Source organism: Streptomyces sp. NPDC021356 (genome assembly GCF_040641015.1).
Classification (GTDB): domain Bacteria; phylum Actinomycetota; class Actinomycetes; order Streptomycetales; family Streptomycetaceae; genus Streptomyces.
This window is the reverse complement of sequence record NZ_JBFACU010000003.1, coordinates 116,721-141,719: the sequence shown is the minus strand read 5'-3', so window position 1 is coordinate 141,719 and position 24,999 is coordinate 116,721. Positions and strand designations below refer to the sequence as shown.

The following is a 24,999-nucleotide window of genomic DNA, read 5'->3' as shown; positions in this document are numbered from 1 at the left end:
ACGACTCCGGGGCTCAGCCCTTGGGCGCCGACGGCTCCTTCGGCTCCTTGCGCACCTGGGCGGGGCCGCGCCGCACCGCGCCGGGCGCGCTCCACTCCTGGCGCCTGCGGGCCCGCAGCTTCGCCGCCTCGGAGGAGGCGAGCTGGTAGGGCACCGAGGTGACCATGACGCCCGGCGTGAACAGCAGCCGGCCCTTCAGGCGCAGCGCGCTCTGGTTGTGCAGCAGGTGCTCGTACCAGTGGCCGACGACGTACTCGGGGATGATCACCGAGACCGCGTCGCGCGGGGACTCCTTGCGCAGGCTCTTGACGTACTCGATGACCGGGCGTGTCACCTCGCGGTACGGCGAGTCCAGCACCTTCAGCGGTACGTCGATGCCGCGCCGTTCCCACTCCTCGCGCAGCACCTTCGTCTCGGCCGGGTCGACGTTGACGGTGAGCGCCTCCAGGCTGTCCGAGCGCATCAGCTTGGCGTAGGCCAGGGCGCGCAGGGTGGGCCGGTGGATCTTGGAGATGAGGACCACGGAGTGGATCCGGGAGGGGCGCACGAGATCGTCGGCCGGTTCCTCGGGCGCGGCGATCTCCTCGGCGACCCGGTCGTAGTGCTTGCGGATCGCCGTCATCGTCGCGAAGAAGATGCACATGCCGAGCAGGGCGACCCAGGCTCCGTGCGTGAACTTGGTGAGCAGGACGACGACCAGCACCAGGCCGGTGAGGAAGGCGCCGAAGGCGTTGATGGCGCGCGAGCGGATCATGTGGCGCCGCTTGGCCTGGTCGCGTTCGGTGGCCAGGTGGCGGTTCCAGTGCCGCACCATGCCGATCTGGCTCAGCGTGAAGGAGACGAACACACCGACGATGTACAGCTGGATCAGCCGGGTGGAGTCGGCGCCGTAGACGACGACCAGCAGGGTCGCCGCGCCCGCGAGCAGGACGATGCCGTTGGAGAAGGCGAGGCGGTCGCCGCGGGTGTGCAGCTGGCGGGGCAGGTAGCGGTCCTGGGCGAGGATCGAGCCGAGGAGCGGGAAGCCGTTGTACGCCGTGTTGGCCGCGAGGAAGAGGACCAGGGCGGTGGCCGCGGCCAGGACCACGAACAGGAAGCTGCCCTTGCCGAAGACGGCCTCGGCGACCTGGGAGATCACCGGGTTCTGCACGTATCCGGAGCCGAGCGGGTCGCCGTTGTGCAGGAGGTCGGTGGCCGGGTTCTCGGCCATGTGGACCTTGGTCGTCATGGCGAGGCCGATGATGCCGCAGAACATGGTCACGGCCAGCAGGCCCATCGCCGCCAGCGTGGTCGCCGCGTTCTTCGACTTGGGCTTGCGGAAGGCCGGGACGCCGTTGGAGATCGCCTCGACACCGGTGAGCGCGGCGCAGCCGGAGGAGAAGGCGCGCAGCAGCAGGAAGACGAGCGCGAAGCCCGCCAGGCCCTGGTGCTCGGCCTTGATGTGGTAGTCCGCCGTCGGTGCCCGCATGGTGTCGCCGAGGGCCAGTCCGCGGAACGCACCCCAGAGGATCATGATGAAGACGCCGGCGACGAAGACGTACGTCGGGATGGCGAACAGCGTGCCCGACTCCTTCACACCGCGCAGGTTCATCAGGGTCAGGAGCACGATCACGACGACCGCGCAGAGCACCTTGTGCTCGACGACGAACGGGATCGCGGAGCCGAGGTTCTCGATGCCGGAGGAGATCGAGACGGCGACGGTCATGACGTAGTCGACGAGCAGTGCGCTGGCCACCGTAAGGCCCGCCTTGGCGCCGAGGTTGGTCGTGGCCACCTCGTAGTCGCCGCCGCCGCTGGGGTAGGCGTGCACGTTCTGCCGGTAGGAGGCGACGACCGTGAACATCAGCACGACGACCGCGACCGCGATCCACGGGCTGAAGTGGTAGGCCGACACGCCCGCGATGGACAGGACCAGCAGCACCTCGCCAGGTGCGTACGCCACGGACGACAGCGGGTCGGAGGCGAAGACGGGGAGTGCGATGCGCTTCGGCAGGAGGGTCTCCCCCAGCCGGTCGCTGCGCAGTGCGCGCCCGATCAGAATGCGTTTGGGCACGTCGGTCAGTTTGGACACAACAGAGGATCGTAGGCCTTCGAACTGGGGCTCGCCCACCTGCCACCCGAGATCTGCCTCACGAGTGAATTCGGGGGCGGGCGGCGCCACGGATTCCGCAGGTGGGGGCGGGGCCGTGCCTAGATGACTGAACTCGCCCGTCCCGCCGCCCGTTCCCCGCCCGTCGCCGACCCCCGGAGGTCCCATGCCCCCGACCGCGGAGCTGATCGGCGCCGCCGTCACGCTGCTCGGCCTCGGATTCCTGACTGTGTGCAGCGTGCGCAGCATCACGCGGCGCGGTCCCTCGGAAGCGGAATAGGCCCGTCCCCGTCGTCCCGTCGGGGGCGGGAGGGGACCGGCGCCCTGTCGTCCCGCCCCGACGTCCGTCCGGTATGCGGCACGGGGGTGCCCGCCCCGCACCGCGCATGTGTAGCTTGTCCCTCTGTCTGAGACCCTGATGGGGCTGAGAAGTAGCTGTTGACACCGGAAGGACGGTCGTGCACATCGTCATCATGGGCTGCGGGAGAGTGGGTTCCGCTCTCGCCCAGACCCTGGAGCAACAGGGGCACACGGTCGCCGTGATCGACCAGGACCCCACCGCCTTCCGTCGGCTGGGACCCGGCTTCGGTGGTCGCCGGGTCACCGGGATCGGCTTCGACCAGGACACCCTGCGCGAGGCGGGCATCGAGGAGGCCGGTGCCTTCGCGGCGGTCTCCAGCGGCGACAACTCGAACATCATTTCGGCGCGGGTGGCCCGCGAGATGTTCGGCGTGCAGAACGTCGCGGCCCGCATCTACGACCCCCGCCGCGCCGAGGTCTACCAGCGCCTCGGCATCCCGACCGTGGCCACGGTCCGCTGGACGGCCGACCAGATGCTGCGCCGGCTGCTGCCCTCGGGGGCGGAGCCGCTGTGGCGCGACCCCACCGGCGGCGTCCAGCTCGCCGAGGTGCACGCGTCCCCGAAGTGGGTCGGCCACAAGATCAGCAGGCTGCAGGAGGAGACGGGCGTCCGGGTGGCGTTCCTGACCCGCCTGGGCGAGGCGATGCTGCCGACCTCGCAGACCGTGCTGCAGGAGGGCGACCTCGTGCACGTGATGATGCGGACGGACGACGTGGACAAGGTCGAGGCGGCGTTCGCCGAGGGCCCCGAAGAGGAGAGCGGTCACTGATGAGGGTCGCCATTGCCGGTGCCGGCGCGGTCGGTCGCTCGATCGCGGGCGAGCTGCTGGAGAACGGCCACGAGGTCCTTCTCGTCGACAAGGCGCCGACCGCCATCTCGGTCGAGCGCGTCCCGCAGGCCGAGTGGCTGCTCGCCGACGCCTGCGAGATCACGTCCCTGGACGAGGCGGCGCTCCAGCGCTGCAACGTGGTGATCGCCGCCACAGGTGACGACAAGGTGAACCTGGTCGTCTCCCTGCTGGCGAAGACGGAGTACGGCGTGCCGCGCGTCGTCGCCCGGGTGAACAACCCGAAGAACGAGTGGCTCTTCAACGAGGCGTGGGGCGTGGACGTCGCCGTGTCCACGCCGCGGCTGATGTCGGCGCTGGTCGAGGAGGCGGTGAGCGTCGGCGACCTGGTGCGGCTGCTGCGCTTCAGCCACGGCGACGCCAACCTGGTCGAGCTGACGCTGCCGGAGGAGTCGGCGCTGGCCGGCACCCAGGTCGGTGACGTCCAGTGGCCCGAGGACACCTCCCTGGTCACGATCATCCGCGGCACCCGGGTGCTCACCCCGTCGCAGGAGGACTCGCTGGAGGCCGGTGACGAACTGCTGTTCGTGGCCGCGCAGGCCCGCGAGGAGCAGCTGGAGGACCTGCTGTCGGTGCGGCGGGAGGACACGGAGGGCTGAGCCGCCCGAGGAGTACGACGACGAGGGGCGCCCGGTGGTTTCCGGGCGCCCCTCGTCGTCGTAGGGCTTCGGCCCTGTCCGGGCTGGGCTGGGCTGCCTATGCCTCGCGGCGGTGGCGGCCGCCCGCCGGGTCCGCCGACGGCGTTCCCTCGGAGCCGTCGCCGCCCTCGGCCGCCAGGGCGGCCTTGCGCTCCTCCTCGGCCTTCTCCTCCGCCTCCATCTCGGCGAACACGTCGATGGGCGCGGGCGCCTTCGCCAGGAACACCCAGGTCAGCCAGACCGCCAGCAGGAACGGCGGGATCTTCAGGGCGATCAGGATCCAGCCGAGCTGGGTGGTGTCCGCCCACCAGTACAGCGGGAAGAGGATCGCGCACTTGGCGAGCAGGATCAGGCCCCACGCCCAGCTGGCCTTGGTGTACGCCTTCTTGCGGCCCGGGTTGCGGGTGCGCCAGGAGAGGTTCTCCTTGAAGACCGGGCCGAGGATCAGGCCGATCAGCGGGACCCCGGCGAGCGCGGTGACGATGTACGCCAGGCTCAGGCCCAGGGTGTACAGCATGCCCGGCAGGTAGAAGTCCTTGGCGTTGCCGGTCATCATCGCGAAGACCACGCCGAAGGCCACGCCGAAGACGCCGCTGAAGGCGTGCTTGACGGTGTCCCGCATCACCAGCCGGACCACGACCAGCACCACGGAGACCGCCAGGGCGGCGATCGCCGACCAGTGCAGGTCCTTGTTCACCGTGAAGATGCTGACGAAGAGCAGGCCGGGAAGCACGGTCTCGACCATGCCCCGGACCCCGCCGAACGCCTCGAAAAGCGCGGCCTCCGTCACCGCCCTCGCCCCGTCGTCGGCGGTCGTCTCTTCGGTCCGCTTGTCGAGTGACGTCACGGGCTACTCCCGTCCGAGGGGTCGCAGTTCGTACTTGGGGTTGAACAGCACCCGGCGGCCCCGGCTCATGGAGATCCGGCCCGATGCGATCAGCTTGCGCCCCGGTTCTATACCCACGATGGAGCGCCTGCCGAGCCACACCACGTCCAGGGCCGCGGAACCGTCGAACAGCTCCGCCTCCAGGGCCGGGACTCCGGCGCGCGGGCGCAGGGTGACCGTGCGCAAGGTACCAGTAACCGTGACGATCTGCCGGTCGTGGCAGTCACCGATCCGGGTGCACCCCGCGGTCTCGGCGTCCTCGCGCAGCTCCTCCGACTCCAGGTCCTCCTGCGACGAGGAGAGCCGGTCGAGCATGCGCCGGAACCGGCCCGTCGGCTTCTCGGGTCGAGGAACAGCACTCATGTCTGAAGGGTACCGGGGTGGGCCGACAGGACCGTAACCGCTCTCACTTCTCGAAGCGGTAGCCCATCCCCGGTTCGGTGACGAAGTGCTCGGGGTGCGAGGGGTCGGCCTCCAGCTTCCTGCGCAGCTGGGCCATGTACACGCGCAGGTAGTTCGTCTCCGTACCGTACGACGGACCCCACACCTCCTGGAGCAGCTGCTTCTGGCTGACCAGACGGCCGGTGTTGCGCACCAGCACCTCCAGCAGGTGCCACTCGGTCGGGGTCAGTCGTACGTCCTTGCCGCCCCTGTTGACCTTCTTCGCGGCGAGGTCGACGGTGAACTGTGCGGTCTCCACCGTCGTCACGTCGTCCTCGCCGCCGCCGACGGGCTCGGCGCGGCGGACGGCGGCGCGCAGCCGGGCCAGCAGTTCGTCCATGCCGAAGGGCTTGGTGACGTAGTCGTCGGCGCCCGCGTCCAGGGCCTCGACCTTCTCGTCGGAGGAGTGCCGGGCGGACAGCACCAGGATCGGCACCCTCGTCCAGCCGCGCAGGCCCCTGATCACCTCGACGCCGTCCATGTCGGGCAGGCCCAGGTCGAGGACGACGACGTCGGGGTGGCGGGAGGCGGCGAGGTCGAGGGCGGTGCGGCCGTCGGGCGCGGCGTCGACCTCGTACTTGCGTGCCTTGAGGTTGATCACGAGGGCGCGCACGATCTGCGGCTCGTCGTCGACCACCAGCACCCTGGTCATGAAACCTGCCTTTCTGGGTGTACGGGGCTCAGCTTTCCGGGTGTCCGGGGCTCAGTCCGGGTGTGTGTCCGGAGCTGGGCCCCGTCTCCGGGGCTCGGTCCGGTCGTTCGTGGCTCGGTCCGGTCGTACGCGGCTCAGTCCGGTCGTACGGGGCTCAGCGCCCCCTGGGGGCGGTGCGGCCTGCCGCGGCCGCCGGGTGCGCGGCGCGGCTCGGGGCGGTCCGCGCCGGGGCCGGCCCGGGGTGGCTCCCCGACCGGACCGGCCGCACGGAGGCTGAGCACCATCGTGAGGCCGCCGCCGGGCGTGTCCTCGGCGTTGAGGGTGCCGCCCATGGCCTCGGCGAAGCCGCGCGCGACCGCGAGGCCGAGGCCGACACCCGCGCCGCGCGGGGCGTCGCCGTACCGCTGGAACGGTTCGAAGATGCGGTCCTTGGCGTCGTCCGGCACCCCGGGGCCGCGGTCGACGACGCGCACCTCGACGCGGTCGGCGATGGCGCTGGCCGAGACCAGGACGGACCCGTGCGCGGGACTGTACTTGACCGCGTTCTCGACGATGTTGGCCATCGCGCGCTCCAGGAGCCCGGCGTCCACGGCGACCATCGGCAGGGTCTCGGGGACGTCAAGGTGCACGCTGTCCTCGGGCACCCCGCCCAGGGCCATGGGCACCACCTCGTCGAGGTCGATCTCGCGGATCAGCGGGGTGACGGTGCCGGTCTGCAGGCGGGACATGTCCAGCAGGTTGCCCACGAGGTGGTCGAGCCGGTCGGAGCCCTCCTCGATGCCTTCGAGCAGTTCCGCCCGGTCCTCCTCGGACCACTCGACGTCCTCGGAGCGCAGTGAGGAGACGGCTGCCTTGATGGCGGCGAGGGGGGTGCGCAGGTCGTGGCTGACGGCGGCGAGGAGGGCGGTGCGGATGCGGTTGCCCTCGGCCAGGGCCCGGGCCCGGTCTGCCTGCTCCTGGAGCCTGCGGCGGTCCAGGACCACGGCGGCCTGGGCGGCGAAGGCGGCGAGCACCCGCCGGTCGGAGGCGGGCAGGACGCGTCCGGTCAGCGCCAGCGCCATGTGGTCGCCGACGGGCATGTCCACGTCCGCGTCCTCCGGGCGCTGCAGCGGGCGGTCGGTGCCGACGCGGCCCGCGCAGGTCCACGGGTCGACGTCGCTCTGCCGTTCGAGGAGGGCCACCGATTCCATGGCGAAGGTCTCGCGGACCCGTTCCAGAAGGGCCTCGAGGCTGGTCTCGCCGCGCAGGACGCTGCCCGCCAGGAAGGACAGTATCTCGGCCTCGGCGCGCAGCCGGGCTGCCTGGTGGGTGCGGCGGGCCGCGAGGTCGACCACGGAGGCCACGGAGACGGCGACGCCGACGAAGATCGCGATGGCGACGATGTTCTTGGGGTCGGCGATGGTCAGCCGGTGCAGGGGCGGGGTGTAGTAGTAGTTCAGCAGGAACGACCCCACGGCCGCCGAGGCGAGCGCCGGCAGCAGTCCGCCGAGCAGGGCCGCCGCCACCGTCAGGGTGAGGAACAGCAGCATGTCGTTGGCCAGGCCGAGGTCGACGCCGTTGAGCAGCAGGGCGAGGACCACCGGGCCGGCGAGCGCCATCACCCAGCCCCAGGCGATGCGCGCCCGTCCGAGCCGCGCCCCCCTGGCCACGGGCAGTCCGCGCCCCTTCGCGATCTGGCCGTGGGTGACGATGTGCACGTCGAGGTCGGGGCCGGACTCGCGGGCCACGGTGGCGCCGACGCCGGGCCCGAAGACGTACTGCCACGTCTTGCGGCGCGAGGAGCCCAGCACGATCTGGGTGGCGTTGACGCCGCGCGCGAAGTCGAGCAGGGCGGCTGGTATGTCATCGCCGACGACGTGGTGGAAGGTGCCGCCCAGGTCCTCCACGAGGGTGCGCTGGACGGTCAGTTCCTTCGGGGAGGCGGCGGTGAGGCCGTCGCTGCGGGCGATGTAGACGGCCATGACCTCGCCGCCCGCGCCCTTCTCCGCCAGCCGGGCGGCACGGCGGATCAGGGTGCGCCCCTCCGGACCGCCGGTCAGACCCACCACGATGCGCTCGCGCGAGCCCCAGATCTTCGAGACCCGGTGCTCGCTGCGGTACTGCTGCAGGTACTCGTCGACCCGGTCGGCGACCCACAGCAGCGCCAGCTCGCGCAGTGCGGTGAGGTTGCCGGGGCGGAAGTAGTTGGACAGGGCCGCGTCGACCTTGTCCGGCTGGTAGATGTTGCCGTGCGCCATCCGGCGGCGCAGGGACTCGGGCGACATGTCGACCAGTTCGATCTGGTCGGCGCGGCGTACGACCTCGTCGGGGACCGTCTCGCGCTGCCGTACGCCGGTGATCGACTCCACGACGTCACCGAGTGACTCCAGGTGCTGGATGTTGACGGTCGAGACGACGTCGATGCCGGCGGCGAGCAGTTCCTCCACGTCCTGCCAGCGCTTGGCGTTGCGGGAGCCGGGGATGTTGGTGTGGGCGAGTTCGTCCACCAGGGCGACCGCGGGCGCGCGGCGCAGCACGGCGTCCACGTCCATCTCCGTGAAAACGGCTCCCCGGTGCTCCAGCTCCGTGCGCGGCACCTGCTCCAGACCGTGCAGCATCACCTCGGTACGCGGCCGGCCGTGGTGCTCCACGAAGGCGACGACGCAGTCGGTACCCCGCTCCACCCGGCGGTGCGCCTCGGACAGCATCGCGTACGTCTTGCCTACCCCCGGTGCCGCACCGAGATAGATCCGAAGCTTGCCGCGTCCCATGGCCTCATTGTCTTCCCGTCACACCTGTGCACGCAGCGTCGACCTTACGGCCAACAATCCCGACAAAAGGAGCCGGGTGAGACTCCGCCGCTGTCTTTGACACAACCCTGACGCGGAAGGAAGTGGGCACGACGCCCTGCCAAGGCCGGGGGTCTACCAGGGGCCGGGGAGAAGGCCGGCGGGCACCGGGCAGGGCACCGCTCCGTGCGGCGGGCACCCGCCGGGGGCGACGGGCGCAGGCCCGGGACATCGGACGGAAAGCCGCCAAGCGTCACGTCCCCACCCGGGGACAGCGAGCGTCAGTCCGTAGCGGGAGTGTCCCGCGGGGTCAGTGTTCGACTATCTCGCCGTCCCGGAGTTCCAGGACGCGGTCGGCGAGGTCGAGAAGGGTCAGGTCGTGGGTGGCGACCAGAGCGGTGACCTGCTGGCTGTGCACCACGGCGCGGAGCAGTTCCATCACGGCGAGGCCGGTCTCCGCGTCGAGCTGGCCGGTCGGCTCGTCGGCGATGAGGAGCGCGGGATCGTTGGCGAGGGCGCGGGCGATGGCGACGCGCTGCTGCTGGCCGCCGGACAGCTCGCCGGGCCGCTGCCTGGCGTGGTCGGCGAGGCCGACCAGGGAGAGCAGCAGCTCCACGCGCTCCTCGCGCTCGCGGGGGTCGGCGCGGCGCATCCGCAGGGGCACCCCCACGTTCTCCGCGGCCGTGAGGATGGGGATCAGGCCGAAGGACTGGAAGACGAAGCCGACGCGGTCACGGCGCAGGGCGAGCAGGCCTTCCTCGCCCAGTTCGGACAGGTCGCGGCCGTCGACGTGGACCCCGCCCTCGTCCGGCTCGTCGAGGCCGCCGACGATGTTCAGAAGGGTGGTCTTGCCCGAGCCGGAACGGCCCTTGAGCGCGACGAGTTCGCCGCGCGGCACCTCGAAGGAGACGCCGCGCAGGGCGTGCACCGCGCCGGCGCCCTGCCCGTAGGACTTGTGGACGTTCTCGACACGCACCATCGTGTCGGTGACGACCTGGCTCATGTGCTGCCCTCCCCGCTGTGCTCCCCCGTGGACCGGGCGCCAGTATCACGACCGGCGGCCCGTTCGATCAATCCCTCAACGGACGGCATCCGGTATTGGTTTCCGCGGGAGCCACGGAATCCGCGGAATGTGCAGAAGGGCCGCCCCTTCACGGGTGCGGCCCTCGGTGTTCTGCGGTGCTACTCCCTAGCGCACCTCGGTGATCTCCGGGCCGCGCTGCAGCTGGCCCATGCCGCCGGAGAAGCGGGACTGGCCCTCGTCCTGCTGGACGCCCTCGGGCACCATCTGCGCGTCGTTCGGCAACTGCAGCACGATCGGGTCGCGGGGCGCCATCGGCCCCTCGCCGCGGACGACGACCGTGTCGCGGAAGATCTGTTCCAGCAGCCCGGCCGCCTGCGGCTGTACCGCTCCCTGGCCGGAGATGACCCCGCGCAGGAACCAGCGGGGGCCGTCCACGCCGACGAACCGCACGACCTGGAAGCCGCCCGTGCCGTCCGGCAGCTGCACCGGCACCTGTGCGCGCAGTTCCCACCCCAGCGGGCCCTCGACCTCGTCGATGATGCCGCCCTGCTGGGTGATACCGGACGCGATCTCCTCGCGCACCTCGCCCCAGATGCCCTCGCGCTTCGGTGCGGCGAAAGCCTGCAACTGGACCGCGCTGTCCCCCAGGACGACGGTCGCCGCGACGATCGCGTCGCCCGCGACCTCCACCCGCAGCTCCATGCCGTCCACGCCCGGCACGAACAGACCCCCCAGGTCGACGCGGCCCTCGTTCGGGTCGCCGACCTCGGTGCTGTCCCAGGGCCCGTCGGGCCGCGGCTCGGGCTCGAGCCGCACCCGCTCGCGCTCGGCCTCGTCCTCTTCGTCCGCCTCGGTGCCGACGCTGTCGACGACCTGCTCGGCCTCGCCGGCCGCGTCCTCGGCGGCACCCTTCTTCTTGCGACGTCCGAACACGTCACTGTCCTTCCCGGTCGGATACGACCGAAGCGTATCGATTCCCACCCGCCGGGCCGCTCATGGCAGCCCGGCCGCTTGTGCCGCTCCCACCGTCCACCGCGGCATGGCCACCGGTGGACCCGAAGCCCCCTTCGGCCCGCGCCGAGTCGGGAAGTTCCGCCACCTCCTGGAAGCGGACCCTCTCGACCTGCTGGACGACCAGTTGGGCAATCCGGTCGAAGCGCTCGAACCGCACGGACTCGCGCGGGTCGAGATTCACCACGATCACCTTGATCTCCCCACGGTACCCGGCATCAACCGTCCCCGGGGCATTCACGAGGGCGACACCGCACCGGGCGGCCAGGCCGGACCGGGGGTGCACGAAGGCCGCGTACCCCTCGGGGAGGGCGATGGACACACCCGTGGGCAGGACGGCCCGCTCGCCGGGAGCGAGCGTGCGGGCGACGGTGGTGCGCAGGTCCGCCCCCGCGTCGCCGGGGTGCTCGTATCCCGGAAGTGGCACGTCGGGGTCGACGCGGCGGATCAGCACGTCCAGCGGGGCGCGGCCGCAGGGGCCGAGGGGGCGGGAGGAGCCGGCGGGCTCTGCGGGGTTTGCGGGCTCTGCGGGGTTTGCGGGCTCTGCGGGGTTTGCGGGCTCTGCGGGGTTCAGGTGGCTCACGGGTTCACCTCGAAGGCGCGGGCACGGCGGACCTGGTCCGGGTCGTCCATGGCCGCCCGGATCTCCTCCTGGCGGCCGTGCTGCACGAAGTGGTCGACCTTGACCTCGATGAACAGGGCGTCGGCGCGGACGGCGACCGGTCCGGCGGGGCCGCCGACGCGGCCGGTGGCCGTGGAGTAGATCTTCCGCCCGGCCACCGCGGTGACCTCGGCCTCCAGGTGGAGTGTCGTCCCGACCGGGACCGGCCGCACGAAGTCGGTCTCCAGGCGTCCGGTGACCGCGACCGTCCGCAGCAGCCAGTTCAGCGAACCGAGCGTCTCGTCCAGGGCGGTCGCGAGGACGCCGCCGTGCGCGAGGCCCGGCGCGCCCTGGTGGGCGCTCTGCACGGTGAACTCGGCGGTGATGCTCACGCCCTCCCCGGCCCGTGCCTGGAGGTGCAGCCCGTTCGGCTGGTCGCCGCCGCACCCGAAGCATCCGCCGTAGTGCGCGCCGAGGAGTTCCCCGGGCGCGGGGGCGTCGGGGTGCCGTACGGGCTTGCGGGCGTCGGCGGGAGGCTGAAGGGCTGCGGAACTACCACTCACAGGCGCAGACCTTACCCGCGCGTCGGCGTTGTCCGGACACCGTGCCAAGCTTGGTTTCATGCAGCTTCCCGCCCAGCCGTACGAAGAACGTCTCACCGCCCCCCGTTCGTGGTGGCTGATCAGCTTCCTGATCGGTGTCTCGTGCGCCCTGATCCTGTTCCCGTTCGGCACCCTGCCGATGCTCGGCGGCCTGGTCGGCGGCACGGCGGTCGCGGCGGTCGTGGCCAGCTCCTACGGGTCGCTCCGCATCCGTGTCGTGGGCGGCTCGCTGATCGCGGGCGAGGCGAAGGTGCCGGTCACGGCCCTGGGCGACGCGGAGGTCCTGGACGCGGAGGAGGCGCGCGCCTGGCGCACGTACAAGGCCGACACCCGGGCGTTCCTGCTGCTGCGCGCCTACATCCCCACGGCGCTGCGGGTGGAGGTCACCGATCCGCAGGACCCGACGCCCTACCTGTACCTGTCGACGCGGGAGCCGGAGCGGCTGGCGGAGGCGCTGCGGGCGGCGCGGGCGGCCACGTCTCCGGAGACGGCCGCTTAAGGCCTGTCCGGCGGATCATGCCCCAGACGCGGGGTGCGGCACGCCTCCCCCAAGCTCTTCGAGCAGGGGACCCCCAGCGGCGTTGTCGTCGGTTACCGGCACTCCCTCACGCTCGGCTTCGCTCGCGCGGGAGGGACCCCCGTCACGTCGACGCCCTCCTCCGCCTTGCAACTGCACGCACGCCTTGCAACTGCACGCACCACACCCCGCTCACGTGGGCAGCCCTGGTCAGCCCCCTGCCCTTTGAGGGCCGTCGTCCATCGGGAGCGGGGCCTCGGGGGGCTCCAGGGGCGGAAGCGCGGGCAGTTCGTCCCAGGGAACCTGGATCTTGCGCAGGTCGGCGCGGACGCGGGCCGCGAGTCTCCTGGTGTCGCGCCGGTTGATCACGGCGCCGACGGCGGCGCCGACGAGGAAGGGCATCAGGTTCGGCAGGTCCCGGACCATGCGCTTCATGATCTGCTGGCGCAGACGGCGCTTCATCTGGCCGCCGAGGGCCGAGTCGACGGTCGACGGCTTGGTCACGTCGATCCCGCGCTCCCCCGACCAGGAGGACAGGTACACGGCGCTGCGCGCTCTGAGGTGGCCCGGGGGCCGCACTCCGTAGACCTCGTGGAGTTCGGCGATCAGTTTGATCTCCACCGCGGCGACTCCGGTGATCTCCGCGGCCAGTTCGGTCGGCATCGCGGGCGGTACGGGCAGCATGGCCGCGGCGCCGATCCCCGCGCCGATGGTGGACGTCCCGTGGGCGGCGCCCGCGACGAGCTTGTCCGCCAGTTCCTCGGGGCCGAGGTCCGGGAACTGCCGGCGCAGTGCGGCGAGGTCGCGCACCGGGATCCGGGGGGCGATGTCGATGATCCGGTCGGCGAGGTGGGACAGCGCCGCTCTGGCGCGGCTGCCGCTCTTGCGGACGCCGTTCCTCGCGGCCTCGCCGGCCCGGTCGCGGATCACCGCGATGCGGCGCCGGGCGAGGGCCGCGGGCCTTGCCACCGGGGCGGCGGGGTCACCACGCCCTGACACCTGCGCGAGCGAGGCCGATCCCGTCGATGCTGTCGCATCCGTCCGGTCGGACGAACGGGATGGGCCTCGCTCGTGGTCACGCGCGCCGTGGGAGCCGTCGGACGGCTCCGGGTCCGCTCCCCCGTGGGAGAAGCGGCGCTTCCGAGGAGGGGTCGAGCCGGTCACGGCCGACCCTGCCTCAGTCGCAGTCGCGGCAGATCGGCTGACCGTTCTTCTCGCGGGCCAGCTGACTGCGGTGGTGCACCAGGAAGCAGCTCATGCAGGTGAACTCGTCCTGCTGCTTGGGCAGCACCCGGACGGCCAGCTCCTCGTTGGAGAGGTCTGCTCCGGGCAGTTCGAGGCCCTCGGCGGCCTCGAACTCGTCGACGTCCACGGCGGAGGTCGACTTGTCGTTCCGCCTGGCCTTCAGCTCTTCAAGGCTGTCCGAGTCGACGTCGTCATCGGTCTTGCGTGGAGTGTCGTAATCGGTTGCCATGTCGCTCTCCCCCTCTGGGTGTCTGCGGGTGTCTCCAGCGCACGTAACGCGTGAGAGGCCGGACTTGTGCCCGACCCGAGGCGGAGATTTTGCCTCACATCAAGGTCTGTTACTCAATCGACACCCAACCGCACTCCTCAAGAGTGATCGGCTTGGATGGCGATGGGGACCGTACACGGTTCGAATGTCGCACTTCAAAGCGGTCTCACCGTGTACTTCCCGTGATCAGGACCCCTGAAAACCCGGATTTTTCCGGCTTTTCGCCACCTTCCATGATCACGGTCCGTAGACGGCCGGCAATCGGTCCATGTGATCGATCACACAGGAAGAGGTTGGTAAGGGCTCCTGAAAATTCCGCGCAAAGCGAACACGCTCAGGTGTCGCCGCCATGATCTCAGACCGGCAGGGTGACTCGCATCACGAGCCCTCCCCCCTCGCGAGGCTGGGCCGCGATGTGCCCGCCGTGCGCCCGCGCCACGGAGCGCACGATGGACAGCCCGAGCCCCACACCCTTGTCGCTGCCGGTGCGCTCGGTACGCAGCCGCCTGAAGGGCTCGAAGAGGTTGTCCACCTCGTACGCCGGGACGACCGGACCGGTGTTCGTGACGACCAGGACGGCCTGCCCGTGCTGGACGTCCGTCGTGACCTCCACCCAGCCCTCCTCCGCCACGTTGTAACGCACCGCGTTCTGCACGAGGTTCAGCGCGATCCGCTCCAGCAGCACGCCGTTGCCCTGGACGACGGCGGGCTTGCGCTCGCCGCGGATCTCCACGCCCTTGGCCTCCGCCTCCGCGTGCACCTGGTCGATCGCCTGCGAGGCGACCTCGGCCAGGTCCACCGGCTTGCGCTCGACGATCTGGTTGTCACTGCGGGCGAGCAGCAGCAGGCCTTCCACGAGCTGCTCGCTGCGTTCGTTGGTGGCCAGCAGGGTCTTGCCGAGCTGCTGCAGTTCCACGGGCGCGTGCGGGTCCGACAGGTGCACCTCCAGCAGCGTGCGGTTGATCGCCAGCGGCGTGCGCAGCTCGTGCGAGGCGTTGCCGACGAAGCGCTGCTGGGCGGTGAAGGCCCGTTGCAGCCGTTCCAGCATGTCGTCGAAGGTGTCCGCCAGCTCCTTCAGCTCGTCGTCCGGGCCGTCCAGCTCGATCCGCCGGGACAGGTCGGAGCCGGCCACCGCGCGGGCGGTGCGGGTGATCCGGCCCAGCGGCGCCAGGACCCGGCCCGCCATGGCGTAGCCGAAGGCGAACGCGATGACGGCGAGGCCGAGCAGCGCGAGCAGCGAGCGGCTGAGCAGGTCGTCCAGAGCGTGCTGGCGCTGCTGGTTCGCACACTCGTTCATGGCGTGGTTCAGCTCGTCGGCCGTCGTCGGGTTCGGGAAGTTGCACGTCTGGCTGGAGACCTGCCCGGAGACGATCTTGAACGGCAGTTCACTGCCCACGTTCAGCGCGTTCGCCGCGAGCAGGTAGATGATCGACAGCAGCAGGATCCCGGCGATCAGGAACATGCCGCCGTACAGCAGGGTGAGCCGTATGCGGATGGTGGGGCGCAGCCACGGGAAGGGCGGTTCCGGCCTGCGGGGGTCCCAGGTGGGCTTCGGGGGCGCCTGGGGCGGCGCGGGTGACGCTGCCACGGCGGATCAGATCCGGTAGCCGGAGCCGGGGACGGTGACGATCACCGGGGGTTCGCCCAGCTTGCGGCGCAGGGTCATCACGGTGACGCGCACCACGTTGGTGAACGGGTCGGTGTTCTCGTCCCAGGCCTTCTCCAGGAGCTGCTCGGCCGAGACGACCGCGCCCTCGCTGCGCATGAGGACCTCCAGCACGGCGAACTCCTTGGGGGCCAGCTGGACCTCCCGGCCGTCGCGGAACACCTCGCGCCGGTTGGGGTCGAGCTTGATCCCGGCGCGCTCCAGGACGGGCGGCAGGGGCACGCTGGTGCGCCGGCCGAGGGCACGCACGCGTGCCGTCAGCTCACTGAACGCGAAGGGTTTGGGCAGATAGTCGTCGGCGCCGATCTCCAGCCCCTCCACACGGTCGCTGACGTCGCCGGAGGCGGTGAGCATCAGCACGCGGGTGGGCATGCCCAGCTCGACGATCTTGCGGCAGACGTCGTCGCCGTGCACGAGCGGGAGGTCGCGGTCGAGGACGACCACGTCGTAGTCGTTGACGCCGATGCGTTCCAGGGCGGCCGCACCGTCGTACACGACGTCGACGGCCATGGCCTCCCGGCGCAGTCCGGTGGCCACCGCATCGGCGAGCAGCTGCTCGTCCTCGACGACGAGTACGCGCACGTCGCTTGTCCTTCCTGTGTCCGCCGCGCGGCGCCGCTGAGGCACACGTGGGCAGGGATCTTCATGGGTGTGTTGCCTCCATCCTGCCCTTTTCGGCCATAAGTCGGCTGTAAGCCGGGGGACCGGCGCCCGCGCGAGGGTGGCCCGCGTGACCTCCGCGACAGATGAGCGGGGCATGAGTGCCGGGTGTGCGGGGGATGAAGGACACGGGAATGCGGAACTTTCTCGCGCGGTTGAGGTTTCCGCGGGAGACAGCAGGGGGAGGACGGCTTTACACCCCGCGATCACGCTCTGCATGTACCGCACCACCATGCGGTACGCCGCGATCCGCTTCCGCAGAGTGGGCGTGGGTGTCCGGCACCGTCGCCGCCCGGCAGGGCAGCGCTGGGCACCTGATGGAGACGTGATCGCCCCTTCCCAACGGCACACCCCCGTGCCACCGACCCACGACCCAGGACGAGGGGGCGCAGCATGGACGCATTCACCGCAGGACTTCTGCAGCGCATAAAGGCGACCGAGTCCGACCTGACGCGGGCTCGTGACGAGGGCGACGACTTCCTCGTCGAGGTGGAGCTGGCCGAACTCGACGACCTGCGCCGCCTCGCCGCCGAACACGGTGTGGAGGTCGGCGTGTCCGCCGTCTGATGAGCCTGCACGCGTGACGGGACCCCGGCGAATCCAGCGCCGGGGTCCCGTTTCGTGTCCGCTCGCCCGCGGGGCGCCCTGCTCGCGTGGGCGAGGGAGCCGTCAAACGCCGTCGTGCCAGGCGCCGAAGTCCTCCAGGAGGCCCTGGAGGGGCTGGAAGACGCCGGGGGTGGCGGCGATGGTCAGGTCGCGGGAGACGCGCTCCTGGGGGCGGCCACCGGTCACCGCGCCCGCCTCCCGGGCGATCAGGTCTCCGGCCGCGTAGTCCCAGGGGTTCAGGCCGCGCTCGTAGTAGCCGTCGAGGCGGCCCGCGGCCACGTCGCACAGGTCGATCGCGGCAGAGCCGCCGCGGCGGATGTCGCGGACGAGCGGGATCAGCCGCCGGGCGACGTCGGCCTGGTGGGCGCGGACGTCGGTGACGTAGTTGAAGCCGGTGGAGACCAGGGCCTGGTCCAGGGGGGCGTCCGCGCGGCAGGCCAGCTTGCGCTCGCCGGCCCAGATACCGGAGGCCCAGGCGCCCCGGCCGCGCACCGCGCGGAAGGTCTCCCCGCGCATCGGGGCGGCGACGACCCCCACCACGGTCTCGCCGTCCTGCTCGGCCGCGATGGAGACGGCCCAGGTGGGCAGCCCGTAGAGGTAGTTCACCGTGCCGTCGAGCGGGTCGACGACCCAGCGGATGCCGCTGGTGCCCTCGGTGGCGGCGCCCTCCTCGCCGAGGAAGCCGTCGTCGGGCCGACGGTCGGCGATCAGGCCGGTGATCAGTTTCTCGGCGGCGATGTCCATCTCGGTGACGACGTCGATCGGGCTGGACTTGGTGGCGGCCACCCCGAGGTCGGCCGGGCGGCCGTTCTTGAGCAGGTCGGAGGCGCGGGCGGCGGCCTGGAGGGCGATCTGGAGAAGTGCGGTGTGCAGGGCGTCGGTCACGGTCGTCCTCACGCGTAGGGGCTGTCGGCGCCCGCGGCGGCGGGGCGGGGTGCGCGGGCCGGGCAGCAGCCCACCGGGCACAGGTCGTGGCTCGCGCCGAGCGCGCCCAGGGCGCACGGCGTGACCCGCCGCCCGCTCTCGGCGGCGGCGCGCTCCAGGACCAGGTCGCGCACGGCGGCGGCGAAGCGCGGGTCGGCGCCGACGGTGGCCGAGCGGCGCACCGGCAGACCCAGTTCCCCGGCCTGGGCCTTGGCCTCCGTGTCCAGGTCGTACAGCACCTCCATGTGGTCGGAGACGAAGCCGATGGGTGCCATGACGACGGCGGGGACCCCGGCCGCGTGCCGCTCTTCGAGGTGGTCGCAGATGTCGGGTTCCAGCCACGGGATGTGCGGGGCGCCGGAGCGCGACTGGTAGACGAGCTGCCAGGGGTGGTCGACGCCGGTGCGCTCGCGGACCGCGTCGGCGATCAGCCGGGCCACGTCCAGGTGCTCGCGGACGTACGCCCCGCCGTCGCCGTGCTCCTCGGCGGGGCCGGAGGTGTCGGCGGCCGAGGTGGGGATGGAGTGGGTGGTGAAGGCGATGTGGGCGCCGTCGCGGACGTCGCCGGGCAGGTCGGCGAGGGACTCGATCACGCCGTCGATCATGGGCTCGACGAAGCCCGGGTGGTTGAAGTAGTGCCGCAGCTTGTCGATCCTCGGCAGCTCCAGGCCCTCGGCTTCGAGCGTCGCCAGCGCGTCGGCGAGGTTCTCCCGGTACTGGCGGCAGCCCGAGTAGGAGGCGTAGGCGCTGGTGGCCAGGACCAGGATGCGGCGGCGGCCGTCGCGGACCATCTCCCGCAGGGTGTCGGTCAGGTAGGGCGCCCAGTTGCGGTTGCCCCAGTAGACCGGCAGGTCGAGACCGTGTTCGGCGAAGTCCTTGCGCAGGGCGTCCAGCAGGGCGCGGTTCTGGGCGTTGATGGGGCTGACCCCGCCGAAGAGGAAGTAGTGCTGCCCGACTTCCTTCAGGCGTTCGGTGGGGATGCCGCGCCCGCGGGTCACGTTCTCCAGGAACGGGACGACGTCGTCCGGCCCCTCGGGGCCGCCGAAGGAGAGCAGGAGCAGGGCGTCGTACGGGGTGGCATCGAGCACGTCTGACATGTCTCGATCCTGCCACCCGCCACCGACGGCCGGGATTGCGACCCGCGTGAGCGGGTGCGCCGGGGACCGGCGGGGCCGTAAGCTGTATCAGCTCCTTTCACGCCTTACCGGATACCCGGAGATCCTGTGCCCAGCCCGTACCGCGCCCTGTTCGCCGCTCCCGGCTCCAAGGGCTTCTCCGCCGCCGGGTTCCTCGGCCGGATGCCGCTGTCGATGATGGGCATCGGCGTGGTCACGATGATCTCCCAGCTGACCGGGCGCTACGGGCTCGCGGGCGCCCTGTCGGCCACCATCGCGCTGGCCGCCGCCGCGTTCGGACCCCAGATATCCCGCCTGGTCGACCGGTACGGGCAGCGCCGGGTGCTGCGCCCGGCGACGCTCGTCTCGCTCACCGCGGCGGCGGGTCTGCTGCTGGCCGCCTGGTTCCGGTGGCCGGACTGGGTGCTGTTCGTGTGCGCGGCCGGGATCGGCTCGGTGCCCTCGCTGGGGGCGATGGTCCGCGCGCGCTGGGCGGCGCTGTACCGGGGCACCCCGCATCTGCACACCGCGTACTCGTTCGAGTCGGTGGTGGACGAGGTCTGCTTCATCTTCGGGCCGATCGTCTCCATCGGGCTGTCGACGGCCTGGTTCCCGGAGGCGGGGCCACTGCTGGCCGCCTGTTTCCTCGCGGTGGGCGTCTTCTGGCTGACGTCGCAGCGGGCCACCGAGCCCGCACCGCACCCGCGCGAGCAGCACAGCGGCGGTTCGGCGCTGCGGGCGCGCGGCCTCCAGGTGCTGGTGGCCACCTTCGTGGCGACCGGGTCGATCTTCGGGGCGGTGGACGTGGTCACCGTGGCCTTCGCCGACGAGCGGGGCCACAAGGGCGCCGCCAGTGTCGTGCTCGCGCTGTACGCGGCGGGCTCGTGCACGGCGGGCGTGCTGTTCGGACTGCTGCGGCCCTCGGGAGCGCCCGCCCGCCGCTGGCTGCTGGGCATATGCACGATGGCCGTGAGTATGATCCCCCTCCTACTGGTCGGAAACCTTCCGTTTCTGGCCGTGGCGCTGTTCGTTGCGGGCCTGTCCGTCGCTCCCACGATGATCACGACGATGGCCCTCGTCGAAGAGCACGTACCGCGCGCGCACCTGACCGAGGGCATGACCTGGGTGAGCACCGGGCTCGCGGTGGGGGTGGCGCTGGGGTCGTCGGTGGCCGGCTGGGTGATCGACTCCTCCGGCGCGCGCTCCGGGTACGGGGTCCCGGCGGTGGCCGGGGCCGTCGCGGTCGCGGTCGGTTTCCTCGGGTACCGCCGGCTCAGCAGGCCGGCTCCGGGTCGGGGAGGCACCGTTGGGCAGCACAGCGAGCGCGAAGAACGGCATATGGCGTAACTGGGGCGGGAACGTCCGCTCCCGTCCCGCGCGGGAGGTGACACCGGCGTCGGTGGAGGAGCTGGCCGTGGCCGTGCGCCGGGCCGCCGAGGACGGTCTGCCGGTGAAGGCGGTGGGCACCGGGCACTCCTTCACGTCCATCGCCGCCACCGACGGCGTCCTGGTCCGCCCGCAGCTGCTCACCGGCATCCGCGGCATCGACCGCGGGGCCATGACGGTCACGGTGGAGGCGGGCACTCCCCTCAAGCGCCTGAACATGGCGCTGGCGCGCGAGGGGCTCTCGCTCACCAACATGGGCGACATCATGGAGCAGACGGTGTCGGGGGCGACGAGCACCGGCACGCACGGCACGGGCCGTGAGTCGGCCTCCATCGCCGCTCAGATCAAGGGCCTGGAACTGGTCACGGCGGACGGCTCGGTGCTCAGCTGCTCCACGCAGGAGAACCCCGAGGTCTTCGCGGCGGCCCGGGTGGGCCTCGGCGCGCTCGGCATCATCACGGCGATCACGTTCGCGGTGGAACCGGTCTTCCTGCTGACCGCCCGCGAGGAACCGATGCGCCTGGACCGGGTGCTGACGGAGTTCGACCAGCTCTGGGCGGAGAACGAGCACTTCGAGTTCTACTGGTTCCCGCACACCGACAGCACCAACACCAAGCGCAACAACCGCAGCGCGGGCCCCGAGGCGCCGGTGGGACCGCTGGCCGGCTGGTTCGAGGACGAGTTCCTGTCCAACGGGGTCTTCCAGGTGGCCAACTGGGTCGGCCGGGCGGCGCCCGCGGCCGTCCCGGCGATCGCCCGCATCTCCAGCCGGGCGCTGTCCGCGCGGACGTACACCGACATCCCGTACAAGGTCTTCACCTCGCCGCGCCGGGTGCGCTTCGTGGAGATGGAGTACGCCGTTCCGCGGGCGGCCCTGGCGGACACCCTGCGTGAGCTGAAGGCGATGGTCGACCGTTCCGGCCTGCGCGTGAGCTTCCCGGTGGAGGTGCGCACCGCGCCCGCCGACGACATCACCCTGTCCACCGCCTCGGGCCGGGACAGCGCCTACATCGCGGTCCACATGTTCCGTGGCACGCCCTACCAGCGGTACTTCACCGCCGCCGAGCGCATCTTCACCGCGCACGAGGGACGGCCGCACTGGGGGAAGATCCACACCAGGGACGCGGAGTACTTCGCGCGGGTGTATCCGCGGTTCGGCGAGTTCACTGCGCTGCGGGACCGGCTGGATCCTGAACGCCGTTTCCAGAATGACTACTTGCGGAGGGTGCTGGGGCAGTAGCCGAGGCACCCGGTTCGGGGGTGGCCGTGCCGCCGGTGCCCCGCGTGCCGTCCCCGCCCGGTCCCGCGGAGGTCCGGCCTCCGGTTCCCGCGCCGCCGTCCGCGCTCCCGGCGCCCGCGCCGCCTCCGCTCCCCGTGTCCGCCGAGCCCGTGCCGGCGCCGGGGGTCGGTGTCGGGCTCCCCGCCGTGCCCCGGCCAGGACCTTGGGAGGTGTCGCCCGGCGCGTGTCCGTCACCCGTTCCGGTGCCCGCGCCCGGGGAGGTGGACGTCCGCGGCGTGTCGCCGCCGGAGGGCGACGGCTTGCCGCGGTGACCGGTCACGGCGTCGCCGACCGTGGTGCCGCCCCGGCCGCTGAAGCTGCTGCCCGACACCAGTTCGTAGGCGGTGATGCCGGCCATGGTGACCCCGAACACCAGGGCCGCCGCGATCACCGGCCGCTTCCAGCTCTTCACGCGGGCCCGGTAGACCGTGCCCTCGGAGAACTCGCCGGGGGCCGGGGCGCCGCGCCCGGCGGGCACCCCGGCGGGCGCACCGGCCGCCACCGGCCGGGTAGTGGGGACGGTGACGGTGCGGATCTGCTCGCCGGTGCGCCGGAAGAAGTGCTGGAAGACCGAGCCGCCGCAGGTGGCGACCACACTGACGACGCCGGCCCCGAGGATCGTGCCGTAGACGCCGAAGTACGAGGCGAGTTTCGCGGCCACCACCGCGGCCACGGCACTGCCCGCGACCTGGGGCACGTTCAGGTCGATCCGCCGCTTCCTCACTTCCTCCCCCGCACTCGCCCCGCCACCGCTCTCGGGCTTTTCGCGCATACCCGGACCTTGCCTGCCTCTCCCGTACATGACCGGCCTTCGGGATCTGATCGGCCGACTGCACGAGAAAGGGACGTACGGACGAAACCGTTAGTTCCGTTTCTGGTGATTACGTGAAGTACGCCACGTTCATGATCGATAAAACGGGTCAGGGGCGGCCAAGTCCTTCGCCTCGCCAGAAGTTGGGCGGCGCGCCGATCCACGCACGTGGTCCGAATGGAGTACTGTTGCGAGCCCTGGGTCCGGCCTCCCGCCGGGGTGTCCGAGACCTGCTGGACCGCCGGGAGGGGGCTGGTTGCACAGGGTGACGCAGTTGGTCACTGAGCGTGGTGAACTGGTAACCGTGCCATAACGGCGATCCAGGGCCCGTGCCCGACACGCCGGGCAACTCGGCAAGGTTGTGGCAGGCTGCACCCGGGCAGGCCACACTCGACTAGCGGAAGCAGCGACGCACGTGACGTCGGCAGGCACCACCCGGGAGGTCCCCATGCCCGAACTGCGTGTCGTGGCCGTCTCCAATGACGGCACACGGCTGGTGCTGAAGGCTGCGGACAGCACGGAGTACACGCTTCCCATCGACGAACGGCTCCGCGCCGCCGTGCGCGGCGACCGTCCCCGCCTCGGCCAGATCGAGATCGAGGTGGAGAGCCATCTCCGCCCCCGCGACATCCAGGCGCGGATAAGAGCAGGTGCGACCGCGGAAGAGGTCGCCCAGCTCGCCGGCATCCCCGTGGACCGCGTACGCCGCTTCGAGGGCCCCGTACTCGCCGAGCGCGCCTTCATGGCCGAGCGGGCCCGCAAGACCCCGGTCCGCCGCCCCGGCGAGAACTCCGGACCGCTGCTCGGCGAGGCCGTCCAGGAACGGCTGCTGCTGCGCGGCGCCGAGAAGGACACCGTGCAGTGGGACTCCTGGCGCCGCGACGACGGCACCTGGGAGGTCCTGCTGGTCTACCTGGTCGCGGGCGAACCGCACTCGGCGAGCTGGACGTACGACCCGCCGCGACGCCTGGTGCAGGCCGTCGACTCGGAGGCGCGCGCCCTGATCGGCGAGTCCGACGACCTCGGCGCCCCGGAACCCAGCTTCCCGTTCGTGCCGCGCATCGCCCGGCTGCCCCGCGACCGCCCCTTGGACAGGGAACGCGACCGGGAGCGCGACCGGGATCGTCCCGCGCTGCCCGCGCAGGCGCTCGAACCGGCCGAGGAGAGCGCGGGCGAGCGTGACTCCCTGACCAGCCTGCTGGAGGCGGTGCCGAGCTTCCGCGGCGACCTGGTGGTGCCCGAGCGCACACCGGAGCCCGTGGAGGAGCCCGACCAGGAGGCGGCGGTGGAGGAACCGCCCGCCCCCGCGGCGTCCGCCGGTGCCGGTTCCGCCTACGCGGACGTTCTCATGCCCCGCTCGGTCAGCAGCCACCGTGACCGCCTCGTCGGCGCGACCGACCGCCAGGCCGAGGCGGACGGTGTCCGGCCCGGCCGCCGGGCCGCCGTCCCGAGCTGGGACGAGATCGTCTTCGGCACCCGCCGCAAGAAGCAGGAGTAGCAGGCGACCGCGTACGGGAAGGAGGGCCGCGCGGACCGGCGCGGCCCTTCCCGTGCGCGCTGCCCGCGCCTACTGCGGATCGGCTCCCACCGCCACCGGACGCGAGGGGTCCGAGGACCACTCCGACCACGAGCCGACGTACAGCGCCGCCGGAATGCCCGCCACGGCCAGGGCCAGCACCTCGTGCGCGCCGGAGACGCCCGAGCCGCAGTACACACCCACGTGCGTGTCGTCGGCCGCGCCCAGCGCGCGGAACCGCTCCCGCAGCTCGGCCGCGGGCAGGAAACGACCGTCGGGGCCCACGTTCTCGGTCGTGGGCGCGGACACCGCGCCCGGGATGTGGCCGCCGACGCGGTCGATCGGCTCCACCTCACCGCGGTAGCGCTCCCCCGCGCGCGCGTCGAACAGCACTCCGGAGCGGGCCAACTCCCCCGCGCCGTCGGCGTCGAGCAGTTCCAGGGCGCCGGGCGACGGCGTGAAATCACCCGCGTCCGGCTCGCGGACCGTCGTCTCCAGCGGTCCGTCCCAGGCCGCCAGGCCCCCGTCAAGGACCTGTACGTCGGAGTGCCCGGTCCAGCGCAGCAGCCACCACGCGCGAGCCGCCGCCCAGCCCTGCCCGCCGTCGTAGACGACGACCGGCACTGCGGAGCGGACCCCGGCGCGGCGCATCGCCGCACCGAACTGCTCGGTGCCGGGCAGCGGGTGCCGGCCGTCGGGGCCCGGTGCCGAGGCCAGTTCGCGGTCCAGGTCGACGAAGACGGCGCCGGGGACGTGCCCCGACGCGTACGCGGCGCGCCCGTCGAAGGGTGGCTCCCCGGCGGCCTTGGCCACGCTGAGCTGCCAGCGCACGTCGAGGACGACCGGCGGGTTCGGCCCGGCGAGGGCGGTCGCCAGTTCGGATGCGGAGATGATGGCGTTCATGGTCACCATCCTCGCGCACGGGGTGGCCGCGGCGTCCAGGTCCCGCTACTCTGCTCGGCCGGACAGGTCCGATCACGAGGCGTACGGGATCGGCCACATGCTGTGCAGCCGATCGACATCCGCCGGCAAGCGAGCCGAAACGGGCAGGACACCGCACAGGGGGCATCCTCCGGTCATCGACCG

General features: G+C 71.8%; 24 protein-coding genes. 7 read left to right on the top strand and 17 right to left on the bottom strand.

The annotated features are described in order from the left end of the window. Window positions 1-13: 13 nt before the first annotated feature. A complete protein-coding gene (locus tag AB0G56_RS04760; protein WP_360963643.1) occupies window positions 14-2,071 on the bottom strand; it encodes an APC family permease in 2,058 nt (685 codons plus the stop codon). Between the two features lie 476 nt (window positions 2,072-2,547). Between AB0G56_RS04760 and AB0G56_RS04755 the strand changes: the two genes are divergently transcribed. Then, on the top strand, window positions 2,548-3,219 hold the full coding sequence (locus AB0G56_RS04755; RefSeq protein WP_360963640.1) for a TrkA family potassium uptake protein: 672 nt from the start codon (window positions 2,548-2,550) through the stop codon (window positions 3,217-3,219). Continuing rightward, complete coding sequence (locus tag AB0G56_RS04750) at window positions 3,219-3,896, top strand: TrkA family potassium uptake protein (protein WP_360963637.1); 678 nt, start codon at window positions 3,219-3,221, stop codon at window positions 3,894-3,896. Before AB0G56_RS04755 ends, AB0G56_RS04750 begins: the two co-directional genes overlap by 1 nt. Before the next feature lie 97 nt (window positions 3,897-3,993). On the opposite strand, the gene AB0G56_RS04745 is transcribed toward AB0G56_RS04750, so the two are convergent. The 8 genes from AB0G56_RS04745 to AB0G56_RS04710 all read right to left on the bottom strand — a co-directional run bounded on the left by AB0G56_RS04745 (window position 3,994) and on the right by AB0G56_RS04710 (window position 11,881). Then, window positions 3,994-4,782, bottom strand: coding sequence for a DUF3159 domain-containing protein (locus AB0G56_RS04745; RefSeq protein ID WP_360963634.1), 789 nt, complete (start codon window positions 4,780-4,782; stop codon window positions 3,994-3,996). A 3-nt stretch (window positions 4,783-4,785) separates the two neighbouring features. Continuing rightward, window positions 4,786-5,184, bottom strand: coding sequence for an OB-fold nucleic acid binding domain-containing protein (locus AB0G56_RS04740; protein WP_360963631.1), 399 nt, complete (start codon window positions 5,182-5,184; stop codon window positions 4,786-4,788). A 43-nt stretch (window positions 5,185-5,227) separates the two neighbouring features. Next, window positions 5,228-5,914: a response regulator gene (locus AB0G56_RS04735; protein ID WP_360963628.1), complete on the bottom strand. Its 687-nt coding sequence runs from the start codon at window positions 5,912-5,914 to the stop codon at window positions 5,228-5,230. 134 nt (window positions 5,915-6,048) lie between these two features. Further along, entirely contained in the window at window positions 6,049-8,664 is a 2,616-nt protein-coding gene (locus AB0G56_RS04730) for a sensor histidine kinase KdpD (RefSeq protein WP_360963625.1), read from the bottom strand. Window positions 8,665-8,992: 328 nt separating this feature from the next. Then, entirely contained in the window at window positions 8,993-9,685 is a 693-nt protein-coding gene (locus AB0G56_RS04725) for an ABC transporter ATP-binding protein (RefSeq protein ID WP_360963622.1), read from the bottom strand. 186 nt (window positions 9,686-9,871) lie between these two features. Beyond that, window positions 9,872-10,639: a DUF3710 domain-containing protein gene (locus AB0G56_RS04720; RefSeq protein ID WP_360963619.1), complete on the bottom strand. Its 768-nt coding sequence runs from the start codon at window positions 10,637-10,639 to the stop codon at window positions 9,872-9,874. 1 nt (window position 10,640) lies between these two features. Then, window positions 10,641-11,177, bottom strand: a complete 537-nt coding sequence (gene dut, locus AB0G56_RS04715) for a dUTP diphosphatase (RefSeq protein WP_360964248.1) — start codon at window positions 11,175-11,177, stop codon at window positions 10,641-10,643. A gap of 119 nt (window positions 11,178-11,296) precedes the next feature. After that, the gene (locus AB0G56_RS04710; RefSeq protein WP_360963616.1) at window positions 11,297-11,881 is read right to left on the bottom strand and encodes a PaaI family thioesterase; all 585 of its coding nucleotides are present in this window, start codon (window positions 11,879-11,881) and stop codon (window positions 11,297-11,299) included. 58 nt (window positions 11,882-11,939) lie between these two features. Between AB0G56_RS04710 and AB0G56_RS04705 the strand changes: the two genes are divergently transcribed. Then, window positions 11,940-12,419: a DUF3093 domain-containing protein gene (locus AB0G56_RS04705; RefSeq protein WP_360963613.1), complete on the top strand. Its 480-nt coding sequence runs from the start codon at window positions 11,940-11,942 to the stop codon at window positions 12,417-12,419. 228 nt (window positions 12,420-12,647) lie between these two features. Here the strand turns inward: AB0G56_RS04705 and AB0G56_RS04700 are convergent, their stop codons facing one another. The 4 genes from AB0G56_RS04700 to AB0G56_RS04685 all read right to left on the bottom strand — a co-directional run bounded on the left by AB0G56_RS04700 (window position 12,648) and on the right by AB0G56_RS04685 (window position 16,198). Continuing rightward, window positions 12,648-13,601: a hypothetical protein gene (locus AB0G56_RS04700; RefSeq protein ID WP_360963610.1), complete on the bottom strand. Its 954-nt coding sequence runs from the start codon at window positions 13,599-13,601 to the stop codon at window positions 12,648-12,650. A 13-nt stretch (window positions 13,602-13,614) separates the two neighbouring features. Next, complete coding sequence (locus tag AB0G56_RS04695; RefSeq protein WP_005481602.1) at window positions 13,615-13,911, bottom strand: DUF4193 domain-containing protein; 297 nt, start codon at window positions 13,909-13,911, stop codon at window positions 13,615-13,617. Between the two features lie 394 nt (window positions 13,912-14,305). Continuing rightward, entirely contained in the window at window positions 14,306-15,538 is a 1,233-nt protein-coding gene (locus tag AB0G56_RS04690; RefSeq protein ID WP_360963608.1) for a HAMP domain-containing sensor histidine kinase, read from the bottom strand. Window positions 15,539-15,544: 6 nt separating this feature from the next. Beyond that, entirely contained in the window at window positions 15,545-16,198 is a 654-nt protein-coding gene (locus tag AB0G56_RS04685) for a response regulator transcription factor (RefSeq protein ID WP_028424348.1), read from the bottom strand. Window positions 16,199-16,669: 471 nt separating this feature from the next. On the opposite strand from AB0G56_RS04685, the gene AB0G56_RS04680 reads away from it, so the two are divergent. Beyond that, window positions 16,670-16,843, top strand: coding sequence for a hypothetical protein (locus AB0G56_RS04680; RefSeq protein ID WP_360963605.1), 174 nt, complete (start codon window positions 16,670-16,672; stop codon window positions 16,841-16,843). Between the two features lie 102 nt (window positions 16,844-16,945). On the opposite strand, the gene AB0G56_RS04675 is transcribed toward AB0G56_RS04680, so the two are convergent. Continuing rightward, entirely contained in the window at window positions 16,946-17,767 is an 822-nt protein-coding gene (locus AB0G56_RS04675) for an inositol monophosphatase family protein (protein WP_360964245.1), read from the bottom strand. 8 nt (window positions 17,768-17,775) lie between these two features. After that, window positions 17,776-18,903: a ferrochelatase gene (locus AB0G56_RS04670; RefSeq protein WP_360963603.1), complete on the bottom strand. Its 1,128-nt coding sequence runs from the start codon at window positions 18,901-18,903 to the stop codon at window positions 17,776-17,778. Between the two features lie 126 nt (window positions 18,904-19,029). Between AB0G56_RS04670 and AB0G56_RS04665 the strand changes: the two genes are divergently transcribed. Then, window positions 19,030-20,268, top strand: coding sequence for an MFS transporter (locus tag AB0G56_RS04665; RefSeq protein ID WP_360963600.1), 1,239 nt, complete (start codon window positions 19,030-19,032; stop codon window positions 20,266-20,268). After that, on the top strand, window positions 20,228-21,547 hold the full coding sequence (locus AB0G56_RS04660) for a D-arabinono-1,4-lactone oxidase (protein WP_360963597.1): 1,320 nt from the start codon (window positions 20,228-20,230) through the stop codon (window positions 21,545-21,547). Before AB0G56_RS04665 ends, AB0G56_RS04660 begins: the two co-directional genes overlap by 41 nt. Here AB0G56_RS04660 and AB0G56_RS04655 read toward each other — a convergent pair. Continuing rightward, window positions 21,471-22,358: a hypothetical protein gene (locus AB0G56_RS04655; RefSeq protein WP_360963594.1), complete on the bottom strand. Its 888-nt coding sequence runs from the start codon at window positions 22,356-22,358 to the stop codon at window positions 21,471-21,473. The genes AB0G56_RS04660 and AB0G56_RS04655 overlap by 77 nt on opposite strands. Window positions 22,359-22,845: 487 nt before the next feature. On the opposite strand from AB0G56_RS04655, the gene sepH reads away from it, so the two are divergent. Further along, window positions 22,846-23,895, top strand: a complete 1,050-nt coding sequence (gene sepH / locus AB0G56_RS04650) for a septation protein SepH (RefSeq protein WP_360963591.1) — start codon at window positions 22,846-22,848, stop codon at window positions 23,893-23,895. 69 nt (window positions 23,896-23,964) lie between these two features. Here the strand turns inward: sepH and AB0G56_RS04645 are convergent, their stop codons facing one another. Further along, window positions 23,965-24,816: a sulfurtransferase gene (locus AB0G56_RS04645; RefSeq protein ID WP_360963588.1), complete on the bottom strand. Its 852-nt coding sequence runs from the start codon at window positions 24,814-24,816 to the stop codon at window positions 23,965-23,967. Window positions 24,817-24,999: the final 183 nt, after the last annotated feature.

Excerpts from the sequence above, each read along its gene's own strand:
- AB0G56_RS04725 (WP_360963622.1), bottom strand. The coding sequence starts at position 9,685 with ATGAGCCAGGTCGTCACCGACACGATGGTGCGTGTCGAGAACGTCCAC.
- AB0G56_RS04680 (WP_360963605.1), top strand. The coding sequence starts at position 16,670 with ATGGACGCATTCACCGCAGGACTTCTGCAGCGCATAAAGGCGACCGAG.
- AB0G56_RS04670 (WP_360963603.1), bottom strand. The coding sequence starts at position 18,903 with ATGTCAGACGTGCTCGATGCCACCCCGTACGACGCCCTGCTCCTGCTC.
- AB0G56_RS04740 (WP_360963631.1), bottom strand. The coding sequence starts at position 5,184 with ATGAGTGCTGTTCCTCGACCCGAGAAGCCGACGGGCCGGTTCCGGCGC.
- AB0G56_RS04730 (WP_360963625.1), bottom strand. The coding sequence starts at position 8,664 with ATGGGACGCGGCAAGCTTCGGATCTATCTCGGTGCGGCACCGGGGGTA.
- AB0G56_RS04750 (WP_360963637.1), top strand. The coding sequence starts at position 3,219 with ATGAGGGTCGCCATTGCCGGTGCCGGCGCGGTCGGTCGCTCGATCGCG.
- sepH (WP_360963591.1), top strand. The coding sequence starts at position 22,846 with ATGCCCGAACTGCGTGTCGTGGCCGTCTCCAATGACGGCACACGGCTG.
- AB0G56_RS04655 (WP_360963594.1), bottom strand. The coding sequence starts at position 22,358 with ATGCGCGAAAAGCCCGAGAGCGGTGGCGGGGCGAGTGCGGGGGAGGAA.
- AB0G56_RS04705 (WP_360963613.1), top strand. The coding sequence starts at position 11,940 with ATGCAGCTTCCCGCCCAGCCGTACGAAGAACGTCTCACCGCCCCCCGT.
- AB0G56_RS04695 (WP_005481602.1), bottom strand. The coding sequence starts at position 13,911 with ATGGCAACCGATTACGACACTCCACGCAAGACCGATGACGACGTCGAC.
- AB0G56_RS04735 (WP_360963628.1), bottom strand. The coding sequence starts at position 5,914 with ATGACCAGGGTGCTGGTGGTCGACGACGAGCCGCAGATCGTGCGCGCC.
- AB0G56_RS04645 (WP_360963588.1), bottom strand. The coding sequence starts at position 24,816 with ATGAACGCCATCATCTCCGCATCCGAACTGGCGACCGCCCTCGCCGGG.